Source organism: Mesorhizobium sp. Root102 (assembly GCF_001425625.1).
GTDB lineage: Bacteria > Pseudomonadota > Alphaproteobacteria > Rhizobiales > Rhizobiaceae > Mesorhizobium.
Genome location: NZ_LMCP01000016.1, coordinates 30,205 through 42,551 on the forward strand (window position 1 = coordinate 30,205; position 12,347 = coordinate 42,551).

Sequence of the window (12,347 nt, forward strand, 5' to 3'; positions counted from 1 at the left end):
CCACTTCCCGCAATCATGCTCGAACCTCTGGTACGGGCAGCTCTCCTGGAAGACCTCGGCAGGGCCGGCGATCTGACCACCGATGCCATCGTGCCGAAGGACCTTCCGGCAACGACCGTGCTTTCGGCCCGCCAGCCCGGAACCGTCGCCGGGCTCGATCTGGCAATGCTCGCTTTCAGGCTGATCGATCCTGAGGTCGAAATCGCGGTGGAGCGGGCGGACGGAAGTAGTGTCGCGCAAGGAGAGATTATTGCAACGGTGAGCGGTCCGGCCCGGGCCATTCTCACCGCGGAACGGACAGCGCTCAATTTCCTGTGCCATCTGAGCGGCATCGCCACGGCGACGGCATCGGTCGTCGCGGCGGTCCGCGCCCACGGCGCAAAGATCGTCTGCACGCGCAAGACGACGCCTGGTCTACGAGCCGTCGAAAAATATGCGGTGCGCGCCGGCGGTGGTGCCAATCACCGCTTCGGTCTCGACGACGCGATCCTGATCAAGGACAACCACATCGCGATCGCTGGCGGAATTCGCCCGGCAATCGAGCGGGCACGAATGAGCGTCGGCCATCTCGTCAAGATCGAAGTCGAGGTTGATACGCTTACCCAGCTGGAAGAGGCCCTGGCGCTTGCTCCTGACGCTGTGCTGCTCGACAACATGTCTGTTGACGAGCTGCGCCAGGCGGTGGCCATGGTGGCCGGCCGGGTGATCACCGAGGCGTCCGGCAGGATCACCGCCGCCACCGCGCCTGCCATCGCCGCGACAGGTGTCGATCTGATTTCTATCGGCTGGTTGACTCACAGCGCGCCGATCCTCGATATCGGCCTCGATTACCGTGAACTTTGATCGTGGGATCTGACCTTACGCCGCCACAACGCAAGGGGAAGAAGCATGGAAATGCACGCAGCGATTTCGGAAAAGACCCAGCCTGAAGTTCAATCCTTCGACGGCGGCCGGATATGGACTCTGGAAGAGGCTCGGGCGCTCCATGACGCGCCCTTCAATGATCTGCTGTTTCAGGCGCAGACCGTCCACCGCCAGAATTTCGATCCCAACAAGGTCCAGCTCAGCCGGCTTCTCAGCATCAAGACAGGCGGATGTCCGGAAGATTGCGGCTATTGCAGCCAGTCGGCGCATCACGAAACCGGTCTGAAGGCGTCGAAGCTGATGGAGGTCAGGCGCGTTATCGCCGAGGCGACCAAGGCGCGTGACGCCGGCGCCACACGTTATTGCATGGGAGCCGCCTGGCGAAACCCCAAGACGCGCGACATGGATGCAGTGGTGGCGATGGTCGAAGGCGTCAAGGCGCTCGGCATGGAGACCTGCATGACCCTCGGCATGCTCGATCCTGAGCAGACCACTCGTCTGAAGCAGGCTGGTCTCGACTATTACAACCACAACATCGATACGTCGGAACGCTACTACAGTGAGATCATCAGCACGCGCAGCTTTGCTGACCGGCTCGATACGCTCGAGCAGGTTCGCCAAGCCGGCATCAAGGTCTGTTGCGGCGGCATTGTCGGCATGGGCGAAGAACCGGTGGACCGGGTCGACATGCTGGTGACGCTGGCCAGTCTGCCGGAGCATCCGCAAAGCGTTCCGATCAACATGCTGATCCCGATCGCCGGCACCCCGCTTGCCGAAGCCAAGCCCATCGAGCCTATCGAATTCGTGCGTGTGATCGCGCTGGCGCGCATTATGATGCCGAAATCGCATGTGCGTCTTTCCGCCGGCCGCACCGCCATGACCGACGAGATGCAGGCACTGTGCTTCTTTGCCGGCGCCAACTCGATCTTCGTCGGCGACACGCTGCTGACGGCGGATAATCCCGGCGAGGACAAGGATACTCTGTTGTTCCAGCGCCTCGGTATCGAGCCGATGGAAATCGGCACACAATGAACGAAGCACTTCTTGCCCGGTATGACGCGACCTTGCAGGGACTGGCGCGCAAGGACCGGCTGCGGACACTGTCGCCGCGTACCGGGCTCGACTTCTCGTCGAACGACTATCTCGGGCTTGCCGCTTCGAGAAGGCTAGGCGATGCGGTGGCAGTGGCGATCGCGCAGGGCACGCCGGTCGGCGCCACCGGGTCGCGGCTGTTGCGCGGCAATGCGCCGGAACACGAGGCCCTGGAGGCGGACGCTGCGGTGTTCTTCGGAGCTGACCGCGCGCTGTTCTTCGGCAGCGGCTACATCGCCAATTTCGCTCTGCTGACCGCCCTGCCGCAGAAGGGCGACCTTTTGGTCCTCGACGAACTCGCTCATGCCAGCATGCATGAGGGGGCTCGTGCTGGCCGCGCCGAGTTCAAGCTGGTAACGCATAACGATGTCGATGCCTTCGAGGATGCAATCACGCGCTGGCGCGCCGAGGGCGGCACCGGGCGCGTCTGGATCGTGGTCGAAAGCCTCTACAGCATGGATGGCGACCGCGCGCCGATGGAGGGCCTGGTCGCGCTTGCCGATCGGCACGAGGCGTTCATCGTCGTCGACGAGGCGCATGCTACCGGCGTCTGGGGACCGGACGGCCGCGGCCTTGCCGCCGCTTTCGAGGGCCGCGACAACATCATTGCGCTCCATACCTGCGGCAAGGCGCTCGGCGCGTCCGGTGCGCTGGTCACCGGGCCGGGACTGCTGTGCGACTATCTCGTCAACCGCTGCCGGCCATTCATCTATTCCACAGCGCCGTCGCCGCTGATGGCCGTGGCAGCGCGCGAAGCGATTGCCATGCTGTCCGATGAGCCGCAACGCCGTGTCCAATTGCAGGAGCGCGTTGCCTTGGCGGGCCGCCAATTGGCCGAGCGCTGCGGCGTGAAGGCCAGCGGCTCGCAGATCCAGCCCTTTGTTATCGGCGACAACAGGCGCACCATGGCGGTGGCGGCAGCACTGCAGGCGCGCGGTTTCGACATTCGCGGCATTCGTCCGCCGACGGTTCCCGAGGGCACGTCGCGGCTGCGCATTTCGCTGACGCTCAATGTCGGCGAAGCCGACATTTCCGCCATGGTCGAGGCGCTCGTCGAAGTGTTGGCCTCGGCATGACCAAGCGCATCGTCATCACCGGAACGGATACCGGAATTGGCAAGACAGTATTTTCGGCCGGGCTCGCCGGCCTGCTCGACGGCTTCTACTGGAAGCCGGTTCAATCGGGCCTCGATGAGGAGACTGACAGTGAGGTCGTTGCCCGGCTTTCCGGCTTGCCCGCCGGGCGCATCCTGCCAGAGGTTTACCGTCTGAGGATGCCGCTGTCGCCGCATCGATCAGCCGAAATCGACGGCGTTGCGATCGAGGCGGCCAAGCTCTCACTCCCAGACTTGCCCGGTCCGCTCATCATCGAGGGCGCCGGCGGACTGATGGTGCCGCTCAATCGACAGACAAAGTTCATCGATATCTTCCGGGAGTGGCAACTGCCAGTCATCCTTTGCGCGCGCACCGCGCTCGGCACAATCAACCACACGCTGCTGTCGATCGAGGCCCTGCGAGCCCGCTCTATCCCGCTGATCGGCGTCGCCTTCATCGGCGACGAGGTAGCCGATACGCAAAGGACGATCGCGGAATTCGGCGGCGTGCCGCAACTCGGCAGGCTGCCGCACCTCGACGCGCTGACGGGTGAAACGCTGAGGGACGCGATGGTTGCCGGCTTCGACCTCACAGCGATCGCAGGAGGCGAATGATGTCGCAGTCCCATGTGTGGCATCCGTTCACGCAGCACGCACTCGAGACCGCGATCCCTGAAATCGTCCGGACGGAAGGCGCCTACCTCCACAAGGCCGACGGCACGCGCATCCTGGATGCTATTTCTTCCTGGTGGGTCGTCACCCACGGCCACCGCCATCCCCGCATCATCAAGGCCATCGAGACGACCGCGGCGAGCCTCGACCAGATCATCTTCGCCGGCTTCACCCACGAGCCGGCCGAACGCCTGGCCAAGGCACTTGTCGGCCTCGCTCCCGCCGGTCTCGACTGGGTGTTCTATTCCGACAGCGGCTCGACCTCCGTCGAGGTCGCGCTGAAGATGGCGCTCGGCTATTTCCGCAACATCGGCGCGCCGCGCTCGCGCATCGTCGTCATGGAGCACAGCTACCATGGCGACACGATCGGCACGATGAGCGTCGGCGCCCGCGGCGTGTTCAACGCTGCCTACGAGCCGTTGCTGTTCGAGGTCGACACCATCTCCTTCCCGGCCGCCGGGCGAGAGCAGGAGACGCTGGATCGGTTCGAGGCCGTCAGCCGCGACCGGCGCGCGGCCGCACTGATCGTCGAGCCGCTGGTGCTCGGCGCCGGCGGCATGCTGATGTATCCGGCCTGGGTTCTCACCGAGTTGAAGAAGATCGCCGAGGCCTCCGGCACGCTGCTGATCGCCGACGAGGTGATGACCGGCTGGGGGCGCACCGGAACCATGTTTGCCTGCGAGCAGGCGTCCATCTCTCCGGACATCCTGTGCACCTCGAAGGGCCTGACTGGCGGCGTAGTCCCGCTGGCCGCAACGCTTGCCACGGATGCGATCTTTCAGGCTCATTATTCGGTGGACCGGAAAAAGACATTTTTCCATTCGAGTTCCTACACCGCCAATCCGATTGCCTGCGCGGCAGCACTCGCCAATGTGGAGATCTGGCGCGACGAGCCGGTGGCCGAGCGGGTCGCGGCGTTGAGTGCAATGCAGGCCGCCGGGCTTCGGCGCTTTCGTAACAATGCCAACTTCACCGACAGGAGGACGACCGGCACGATCGCGGCCCTCGATCTGCGCACCGGCTCGGCCGGCTATCTGGCCGAGATCGGGCCGAAACTGCGCGCCTTTTTCCTTGAGCGCGGCCTGCTTGTGCGCCCGCTTGGCAATGTCCTCTATCTTTTGCCGCCTTATTGCATCACCGGCGAGGAACTGGACGGGCTCTATGGCGCCATCGAGGAGGCCGGCGACCGCTTCGGCTCAAAGCCATGAGCAGGTCGTCGCGGATTCTCGGATTTGGCCACCATGCGCCTGGCCGCAAAGTGGCGAATGCCGAGATCGAGACCAATCTCGGCCTCGAGCCGGGCTGGATCGAAAGGCGCACCGGAATCCGTTCCCGCTTCTGGGCAACGGACGAAGATACGCTGTCCGGTCTTGCCACGCAGGCCGGCGACATGGCGCTGGCGAATGCCGGTATTGACCGCAGCGACATCGGCCTGCTGTTGCTTGCCACCTCGACGCCCGATCACCTACTGCCGCCCAGTGCACCCTTGGTCGCGCACAAGCTCGGCCTTGGCCGCGCAGGCGCGGTCGATCTGACGGGCGCCTGCGCCGGCTTCATCTATGCGCTGATGTTTGCGGATGGATTCACCCGCCTGCACGGCAAACCAGCGCTGGTCATCGCCGCCAACATCCTCAGCCGCCGCATCAATCCAGCCGAGCGTGCGAGCTCGGTCCTTTTCGCCGATGCCGCCGGCGCCCTGGTGATTGGTCCGTGCGACGACCCGGATCGGGGCATTCTCGGCGCGTCGGTGGATTCGGACGGTTCACGCTACGGGCTGATCCAGATTCCGGCGGGCGGAAGCAACACGCCGTTTCATGGCGACCTCGACCTTGAGCAGACCCGAATGATGATGAGCGATGGTCGTGAGGTGTTCGCCAGGGCCGTGGACATGATGACTGCATGTTCAAAGGACGCGCTCGCCGCGGCCCAGTTGCAGCCGCAGGCCATCGATCGGTTCGTGCCGCACCAGGCCAATGCCCGCATTTTCGATGCGGTCGGCAGGAACCTTGGCGTGGCAGATCAAGCAATCGTCAAGACGATCGCCGACTACGGCAACTCTTCCGCCGCGACGATCCCGCTGTCGCTCTCGCTAGCCCACCAGATGGAGCCTTTTCGCCTGGGTGAAACGATCCTCTTGGCGGCAGCGGGTGCGGGTCTCAGCGGCGGTGCGCTCGTTGTTGGATTTTAGTGGCGCGAACCGGCTGCCAAGATTGACCTTGTATGGTGAATAGGACAACAGAACCAATGCGAAAGCTAGTCGCCGGTAAGCTGCACGGCATCTACGTCACCGAAGCAAATCTCAACTACCATGGTTCGATAACGCTGGACCCTGACCACTGCGAAGCAGCAGGGATCCTGCCCATGGAATTCGTGGAGATATGGAACAAGAATTCCGGTGCGCGGATTTCGACCTATGTCATTCTCGGCGAGCGCGGCTCGCGATGCTGCATCCTCAACGGAGCTGCGGCCCGCACCTGTCAGCCCGACGACCAGATCATTGTCTGCAACTCCATCTACCTGGATGAGGCGCGCATCACCTCGCTGAAGCCGCGGATCGTCACGTTCGACCAGGACAACCACATACTCGACCGCTTGAGCTACTCCGTCGATCTTGACGCATATGGCCGTTACGGTTTCTCCATCCTTGACGAGGCGAACGAGGCTTTGCCCACTCCTGCCCTGATCTCTGGGGCGTGACTTGCTCTCGATACGTGGGCGAGCTTTCTGCCCGGTTTAATTGGCTGCCGAACAACGCCGCGGGCCGAATGCGCTTGACAAGATAGCGCCGGCCCGTGCAACTCGGAGCATTCACCAGGGGAGTCCCGGCAAGGGGCTGAGATACTGCTAGCTTTCGCGGCGCAGTGACCCGTTGAACCTGATCCAGTTCATACTGGCGTAGGGACGGTGCAAGCGCTTTGCGGGAGTTCACGCCCGAAGACCTGTTTCCAAGCAGGTCTGCAGAAGCGTCTTTTCATCCTTCCGGCACAGAACTGGGTCTCCAATGCAATGAGCAAAGGAGCCTCAAGATGAATGCCCTCACCCCCGCCGTGTCGACGGGACCACTGCCCGCCTCGCGGAAAATCCACAAGCCTGGTGCGATCCACCCGCAGATCAGGGTGCCGATGCGCGAAATCTCCGTCCATCCGACAGCGGGTGAACCGCCCGTCACTGTCTACGATCCGTCCGGCCCGTATACCGACCCGACTGTCGACACCAGCATCGAAAAGGGCCTCGCCCGACTTCGCCATGAATGGATTACGGCACGTGGCGATGTCGAAGCCTATGACGGCCGCCATGTCCGGCCGGAAGACAATGGATTTGCGGCGGGCGAGCGCCTGACGCCGGAATTTCCCATTCGCAACCGGCCGCTCAAGGCCAAGCAGGGCAAGGCGGTGACCCAGCTTGCCTATGCGCGCGCCGGCATCATCACGCCCGAAATGGAGTTCGTCGCCATCCGCGAGAACCTTGGCCGCGAGATCCTGCGCGGCAAGCTTGAGCGCGACGGCGAATCCTTCGGCGCCGCGCTCCCCGACTTCGTCACGCCCGAATTCGTGCGCGAAGAGGTGGCGCGCGGGCGGGCAATCATTCCTGCCAACATCAATCATCCCGAGAGCGAGCCGATGATCATCGGTCGCAATTTCCTGGTGAAGATCAATGCCAATATCGGCAACTCCGCCGTCACCTCCTCGATGGCCGAGGAGGTCGAGAAGATGGTCTGGGCGATCCGCTGGGGCGCCGATACGGTGATGGACCTGTCGACCGGCCGCAACATCCACAACATCCGCGACTGGATCGTGCGCAACGCGCCAGTGCCGATCGGCACGGTGCCACTCTACCAGGCGCTTGAGAAGGTCGGCGGCATTGCCGAGGACCTGACCTGGGAGGTCTACCGTGACACGCTGATCGAACAGGCCGAGCAGGGCGTCGACTATTTCACCATCCACGCCGGCGTGCGGCTGCACTACATCCCGCTGACCGTTGACCGGGTCACCGGCATCGTCTCGCGCGGTGGCTCGATCATGGCCAAATGGTGCCTGCACCATCACCGCGAAAGCTTCCTCTACGAGCATTTCGCGGAAATCTGCGACATCTGCCGCGCCTATGACGTGTCCTTTTCGCTCGGCGACGGCCTTCGCCCGGGCTCGATCGCCGATGCCAACGACGCGGCACAATTCGCCGAACTGGAAACGCTGGGCGAGCTGACGCAGATCGCCTGGGCGAAGGATTGCCAGGTGATGATCGAGGGGCCTGGCCACGTGCCGATGCACAAGATCAAGGAGAACATGGACAAGCAGCTCGCCGTCTGCGGCGAGGCGCCCTTCTACACGCTTGGACCGCTGACGACCGACATCGCGCCGGGCTATGACCACATCACCTCCGGCATTGGTGCTGCCATGATCGGCTGGTTCGGCACCGCCATGCTTTGCTACGTCACGCCCAAGGAGCATCTCGGCCTTCCCGATCGAAACGACGTCAAGATCGGCGTGATCACCTACAAGATCGCCGCCCATGCCGCCGACCTGGCGAAGGGCCATCCGGCAGCAAAAGTCAGGGACGATGCCCTTTCCCGCGCGCGCTTCGAGTTCCGCTGGGAGGACCAGTTCAACCTGTCGCTCGACCCCGAAACCGCGCGGTCCTTCCACGACCAGACCTTGCCCAAGGAGGCGCATAAGGTGGCCCATTTCTGCTCGATGTGCGGGCCGAAATTCTGCTCCATGCGCATCTCCCACGACATCCGCGCCGAGGTACAGAAGGAGGGTATGGCGGCGATGGCGGCGAAATATCGCGAAGGCGGCGATCTCTATGTGCCGGCGGACGAGGCCGGCGCACCGCTCATGCCGGAGGCGCATGGGCCATCATGAGGGTGCTGGTTAAAGGGGCCGGCGTCGCCGGCCTCACCGCCGCCTTCGAGTTCGCCACACGCGGCGCGGCGGTGGCAGTTGCCGAGACAAGACATGCCCTCGGTGGTAATGCGTCGTGGTTCGCGGGCGGCATGCTGGCGCCATGGTGCGAGCGCGAAAGCGCCGAGCAGCCGGTGCTGGATCTCGGACGCGATGCCGCCGACTGGTGGGATGCGGCAACGCCGGGCCAGGTCATACGGGCCGGCACGCTGGTCGTGGCCGCGCCGCGCGATGCGGGCGAACTCGAGCGGTTCGCCAGCCGCACGTCGGGTCATCGGCGTGTCGATGAGGATGAGATCGCGTTGCTGGAGCCCGACCTCGCCGGCCGCTTCCGGCGTGGATTGCTGTTCCTCGATGAGGCTCATCTCGATCCGCGCCTGGCGATGGCAGCACTTCATGACAAGCTCGCGGCCATGGGTGCTGAGTTCCGCTTCGGCGCCGACGCCCAGCATGGTTCCGGTTTCGATCGCCAGATCGACTGCACGGGAATGGCAGCAGCCGATGACAGGCTGCGCGGCGTTCGCGGCGAAATGCTGATCCTGCGCACGCCTGATATCTCGCTGTCGCGCCCGGTCCGGCTGCTTCATCCGCGTTTTCCACTCTACGCGGTACCGCGTGCCGACACGCAGTTCATGATCGGCGCGACGATGGTTGAAAGCCGGTCCGTCGGTCCGGTCACCGCGCGTTCGATGATGGAACTGCTAGGCGCCGCCTATGCCCTTCATCCGGCCTTTGGCGAGGCCGAGATCGTTGAAACCGGTGTCGGCGTTCGTCCGGCCTTTGCCGACAACCTGCCGCGCGTCGAAACGAGCGGTGAGATTATCGCGATCAACGGGCTCTATCGCCATGGTTTTCTTCTCGCTCCCGCCATGGCGCGCCAGGCGGCCGACCTGGTTTTCAATCAAGACGGAACCAAGGAACTTACTCATGAAACTGATGGTCAACGGCGAAGCGCATGAGGTTGCTGCCACCACGCTGGCCGAGTTGCTTGCCGCACTCGACTATGAGGGCGATTGGCTGGCAACGGCCGTCAACAGCGACCTGGTGCACAAAGCCAGCCGGGCGGAATTCCGATTGAGCGACGGCGACCGGATCGAAATCCTCTCGCCCATGCAGGGAGGCTAGCATGTTCGATCTTCTTGGAACGACGCTTCCCTCGCGGCTGCTTCTCGGCACCGCTCAATATCCTTCGCCGGCCATCCTTGCCGATGCAGTCAAGGCTTCAGGCACCTCGGTGGTGACCGTCTCGTTACGCCGCGAGATGGCAGGCGGCAGGGCCGGCGAACAATTCTGGTCGTTGATCCGCTCGCTGGGCGTCAGAATCCTGCCCAATACTGCCGGCTGCCACTCCGTCAGGGAAGCTGTCACCACCGCAAACATGGCGCGCGAGGTCTTCGGCACCAACTGGATCAAGCTCGAAGTGATCGGCAACCATGATACGCTGCAGCCGGACGTGTTCGGCCTCGTCGAAGCGGCCCGCATCCTGTGCGAGGACGGTTTTGCTGTATTTCCCTATACCACCGACGACCTTGTTGTCGCCGAGCGGCTACTTGGGGCGGGCTGCAAGGTCTTGATGCCGTGGTGCGCACCGATCGGTTCCGCGCTCGGGCCGGTCAACATCATGGCGTTGCGCTCGATGCGCGGACACTTCCCGGATGTCCCGCTGATTGTGGATGCTGGGCTCGGACGGCCGTCGCATGCGGCAACCGTCATGGAGCTCGGCTTTAACGCCGTGCTCTTGAACACGGCGGTCGCCAGGGCGGCTGATCCGGTCGGCATGGCGCGTGCGTTCGGCAAGGCTGTCGAGGCCGGTCGTGAGGCCTTCAGCTCGGGAATGCTCGAGCCGCGCGACGTCGCCGTGCCATCGACACCGACGATCGGCAGGGCAGTTTTTTCATGAAGCTAGATCCCTTCTACCTGATCGTCGACAGCGCTGCCTGGATCGAGCGTTTGGTGCCGCTTGGCGTCAGGCTGGTGCAACTGCGTGTCAAACACATGGGTCAAGCCGGGTTACGCGCCGAGATTCGCAGGGCGAAGACCTTGTGTGCTCGAAACAATTGCCAGCTCATCATCAATGATTACTGGCGCCTGGCAATCGAAGAAGGCTGCGATTTCGTTCATCTGGGCCAAGACGATATGCAACTCGCCGACCTTTCCCAGATACGAGCGGCCGGCATAAGACTCGGGCTCAGCACGCATGATCATTTCGAACTGATGACGGCCATGGCAGCCGACCCCGACTATATCGCGCTCGGTCCGATCTACCCCACGATCCTGAAGAAGATGAAGTGGGCACCGCAGGGGCTCGAAAGGGTTCGCACGTGGAAAGGCAGGGTCGCGCCCATCCCATTGGTTGCTATCGGCGGCCTCAATCCCGAACGGCTGGACGGCGTTTTCGAGGCCGGCGCCGACAGCGCAGCGGTCGTCACGGACATAACGTTGAATTGCGACCCCGAGGGGCGCACACGGGAATGGATCGAAAAGACCAGACCATGGCGCTGAGGCGAGAAACGCATGTGCTGGTGGTCGGCGGTTCGGACTCCAGTGGCGGGGCCGGAATAGCACGCGATATCGAGACAATCGCGTCAATTGGTGCACGAACCTGCCTGGCCGTCACCGCGCTGACGGTGCAGACGCACGAAGCTGTCATGCAAATCCATCATTCGCCACCAAGCCTGGTGGCCGATCAGATGCGTGCCGCGCTAAAGGCAAACGAGGTAGCGGCCATCAAGATCGGCATGCTGGCCAAGGCCGAGATCGTCGCTGCCGTTGCCGCCGTGCTGCGCGAAAATCCGCAGGTGCCGGCAGTACTTGACCCGGTGCTGGCGTCGACGTCAGGTCGGGCACTCCTGGAAGCAGGCGCCATCGCCGTCATGAAGCGCAATCTGATGCCGCTTTGCCGTCTCGTCACACCCAATCTCATTGAGCTGGCGCTCCTTGTTGGCTCGGAACCGGCGGTCGATGAGGACAGCGCGGTCAGGCAGGGCCGGGAATTGCTGGCAGCCGGCGCGCGGGCTCTGCTTATCAAGGGTGGCCATGCGTCGGGAGCCCGGTCGACCGATATCCTGTTGTGCTCCGATCACGAACCAGTCCGCTTCGACGCACCCCGCCTTGCCACATCGATGCGCGGGACCGGATGCATGCTGGCCAGCGCGATCGCGGCGCATCTGGCGAAGGCGAGCCCACTCGAAGACAGCGTGCGCAAAGGCAAGCGGTTTGTTTTCGAGAAGCTTCAGCAGGACTCCCGTTGACGCTTGGCCTTCTAGTCCCATTGTTCGCGCCTGGCGGGAACTCAGTGAGTTCGGTTCCGACCCTGCTGAGACTTTCTTGCGCCAGCGCTATACAAGCTGGCACTAGAGACCGGTAGCGGGTCCGGGAGGGCGATTTGGAAACATTTCAGAAATTGGAAGTGCTCCTCGATACGCCAGGTTTGAATGCTGTCGAGGAGGCCAGTGCGCTTCTGCATCCTCTCAGGGAAACGGGTGGGCCGAGGGCCGAGGCCATCGACCACTTCATCCTGGATTTCATGACACTGATCTTTGTCGTGGAAGCCGGTTTTGAACACTTTTGCCCGGCAGCTCGGAAGCTTGCTCGAACGAGGCTGGCATTGATCAAGATGCTGAGGCGCTAAGCACCGGATTACCCCTCCTTCCGAGAAACGACAGGGTGGCAAATCTAGTGTGGATGATCGAGCGGACGGGCAAGTGAATAGCTTCGCGCTCGTG

Annotated in this window: 14 protein-coding genes and 1 riboswitch; all 14 genes read left to right on the plus strand. The window is 63.3% G+C overall.

Annotated elements, in window-relative coordinates; all coding sequences use genetic code 11:
• Positions 1–15: 15 nt before the first annotated feature.
• The 14 genes from nadC to ASD12_RS16305 all read left to right on the plus strand — a co-directional run bounded on the left by nadC (position 16) and on the right by ASD12_RS16305 (position 12,253).
• A complete protein-coding gene (nadC, locus tag ASD12_RS16240) occupies positions 16–843 on the plus strand; it encodes a carboxylating nicotinate-nucleotide diphosphorylase (protein ID WP_056588054.1) in 828 nt (275 codons plus the stop codon).
• A 51-nt stretch (positions 844–894) separates the two neighbouring features.
• Positions 895–1,896, plus strand: a complete 1,002-nt coding sequence (gene bioB, locus ASD12_RS16245) for a biotin synthase BioB (RefSeq protein ID WP_056588057.1) — start codon at positions 895–897, stop codon at positions 1,894–1,896.
• Positions 1,893–3,032, plus strand: coding sequence for an 8-amino-7-oxononanoate synthase (locus tag ASD12_RS16250; RefSeq protein ID WP_056587927.1), 1,140 nt, complete (start codon positions 1,893–1,895; stop codon positions 3,030–3,032). Before bioB ends, ASD12_RS16250 begins: the two co-directional genes overlap by 4 nt.
• Positions 3,029–3,664 (plus strand): dethiobiotin synthase, encoded by a 636-nt coding sequence (bioD, locus tag ASD12_RS16255; RefSeq protein ID WP_056587929.1) that lies wholly within the window; start codon positions 3,029–3,031, stop codon positions 3,662–3,664. Before ASD12_RS16250 ends, bioD begins: the two co-directional genes overlap by 4 nt.
• Positions 3,664–4,929, plus strand: a complete 1,266-nt coding sequence (locus ASD12_RS16260) for an adenosylmethionine--8-amino-7-oxononanoate transaminase (protein ID WP_056587932.1) — start codon at positions 3,664–3,666, stop codon at positions 4,927–4,929. The genes bioD and ASD12_RS16260 overlap by 1 nt, the downstream gene beginning before the upstream one ends.
• Positions 4,926–5,909, plus strand: a complete 984-nt coding sequence (locus ASD12_RS16265) for a beta-ketoacyl-ACP synthase III (RefSeq protein ID WP_056587934.1) — start codon at positions 4,926–4,928, stop codon at positions 5,907–5,909. Before ASD12_RS16260 ends, ASD12_RS16265 begins: the two co-directional genes overlap by 4 nt.
• Positions 5,910–5,965: 56 nt before the next feature.
• On the plus strand, positions 5,966–6,418 hold the full coding sequence (panD, locus tag ASD12_RS16270) for an aspartate 1-decarboxylase (protein ID WP_056587937.1): 453 nt from the start codon (positions 5,966–5,968) through the stop codon (positions 6,416–6,418).
• A 106-nt stretch (positions 6,419–6,524) separates the two neighbouring features.
• Positions 6,525–6,641, plus strand: a riboswitch (TPP riboswitch).
• Positions 6,642–6,747: 106 nt separating this feature from the next.
• Positions 6,748–8,583 carry a phosphomethylpyrimidine synthase ThiC gene (gene thiC, locus ASD12_RS16275; protein ID WP_056587944.1) on the plus strand — a complete coding sequence of 612 codons (1,836 nt, stop codon included), beginning with the start codon at positions 6,748–6,750 and terminating at the stop codon, positions 8,581–8,583.
• Positions 8,580–9,581, plus strand: a complete 1,002-nt coding sequence (thiO, locus tag ASD12_RS16280) for a glycine oxidase ThiO (RefSeq protein ID WP_056587948.1) — start codon at positions 8,580–8,582, stop codon at positions 9,579–9,581. Before thiC ends, thiO begins: the two co-directional genes overlap by 4 nt.
• Entirely contained in the window at positions 9,550–9,747 is a 198-nt protein-coding gene (gene thiS / locus ASD12_RS16285; RefSeq protein ID WP_056587951.1) for a sulfur carrier protein ThiS, read from the plus strand. The genes thiO and thiS overlap by 32 nt, the downstream gene beginning before the upstream one ends.
• Position 9,748: 1 nt before the next feature.
• Positions 9,749–10,522 (plus strand): thiazole synthase, encoded by a 774-nt coding sequence (locus tag ASD12_RS16290; RefSeq protein ID WP_056587955.1) that lies wholly within the window; start codon positions 9,749–9,751, stop codon positions 10,520–10,522.
• Positions 10,519–11,124: a thiamine phosphate synthase gene (locus ASD12_RS16295; protein WP_056587957.1), complete on the plus strand. Its 606-nt coding sequence runs from the start codon at positions 10,519–10,521 to the stop codon at positions 11,122–11,124. The genes ASD12_RS16290 and ASD12_RS16295 overlap by 4 nt, the downstream gene beginning before the upstream one ends.
• Entirely contained in the window at positions 11,115–11,873 is a 759-nt protein-coding gene (gene thiD, locus ASD12_RS16300) for a bifunctional hydroxymethylpyrimidine kinase/phosphomethylpyrimidine kinase (protein ID WP_056587961.1), read from the plus strand. The genes ASD12_RS16295 and thiD overlap by 10 nt, the downstream gene beginning before the upstream one ends.
• 134 nt (positions 11,874–12,007) lie before the next feature.
• Positions 12,008–12,253, plus strand: coding sequence for a hypothetical protein (locus tag ASD12_RS16305; protein ID WP_056587964.1), 246 nt, complete (start codon positions 12,008–12,010; stop codon positions 12,251–12,253).
• Positions 12,254–12,347 lie beyond the last annotated feature (94 nt).

What these genes read in the sequence shown, in the direction of transcription:
- panD (WP_056587937.1), top strand. Translation starts at nt 5,966, where the DNA reads ATGCGAAAGCTAGTCGCCGGTAAGCTGCACGGCATCTACGTCACCGAA.
- thiS (WP_056587951.1), top strand. Translation starts at nt 9,550, where the DNA reads ATGAAACTGATGGTCAACGGCGAAGCGCATGAGGTTGCTGCCACCACG.
- thiO (WP_056587948.1), top strand. Translation starts at nt 8,580, where the DNA reads ATGAGGGTGCTGGTTAAAGGGGCCGGCGTCGCCGGCCTCACCGCCGCC.
- nadC (WP_056588054.1), top strand. Translation starts at nt 16, where the DNA reads ATGCTCGAACCTCTGGTACGGGCAGCTCTCCTGGAAGACCTCGGCAGG.
- ASD12_RS16295 (WP_056587957.1), top strand. Translation starts at nt 10,519, where the DNA reads ATGAAGCTAGATCCCTTCTACCTGATCGTCGACAGCGCTGCCTGGATC.
- ASD12_RS16250 (WP_056587927.1), top strand. Translation starts at nt 1,893, where the DNA reads ATGAACGAAGCACTTCTTGCCCGGTATGACGCGACCTTGCAGGGACTG.
- bioD (WP_056587929.1), top strand. Translation starts at nt 3,029, where the DNA reads ATGACCAAGCGCATCGTCATCACCGGAACGGATACCGGAATTGGCAAG.
- ASD12_RS16260 (WP_056587932.1), top strand. Translation starts at nt 3,664, where the DNA reads ATGTCGCAGTCCCATGTGTGGCATCCGTTCACGCAGCACGCACTCGAG.
- bioB (WP_056588057.1), top strand. Translation starts at nt 895, where the DNA reads ATGCACGCAGCGATTTCGGAAAAGACCCAGCCTGAAGTTCAATCCTTC.
- thiC (WP_056587944.1), top strand. Translation starts at nt 6,748, where the DNA reads ATGAATGCCCTCACCCCCGCCGTGTCGACGGGACCACTGCCCGCCTCG.
- thiD (WP_056587961.1), top strand. Translation starts at nt 11,115, where the DNA reads ATGGCGCTGAGGCGAGAAACGCATGTGCTGGTGGTCGGCGGTTCGGAC.
- ASD12_RS16265 (WP_056587934.1), top strand. Translation starts at nt 4,926, where the DNA reads ATGAGCAGGTCGTCGCGGATTCTCGGATTTGGCCACCATGCGCCTGGC.
- ASD12_RS16290 (WP_056587955.1), top strand. Translation starts at nt 9,749, where the DNA reads ATGTTCGATCTTCTTGGAACGACGCTTCCCTCGCGGCTGCTTCTCGGC.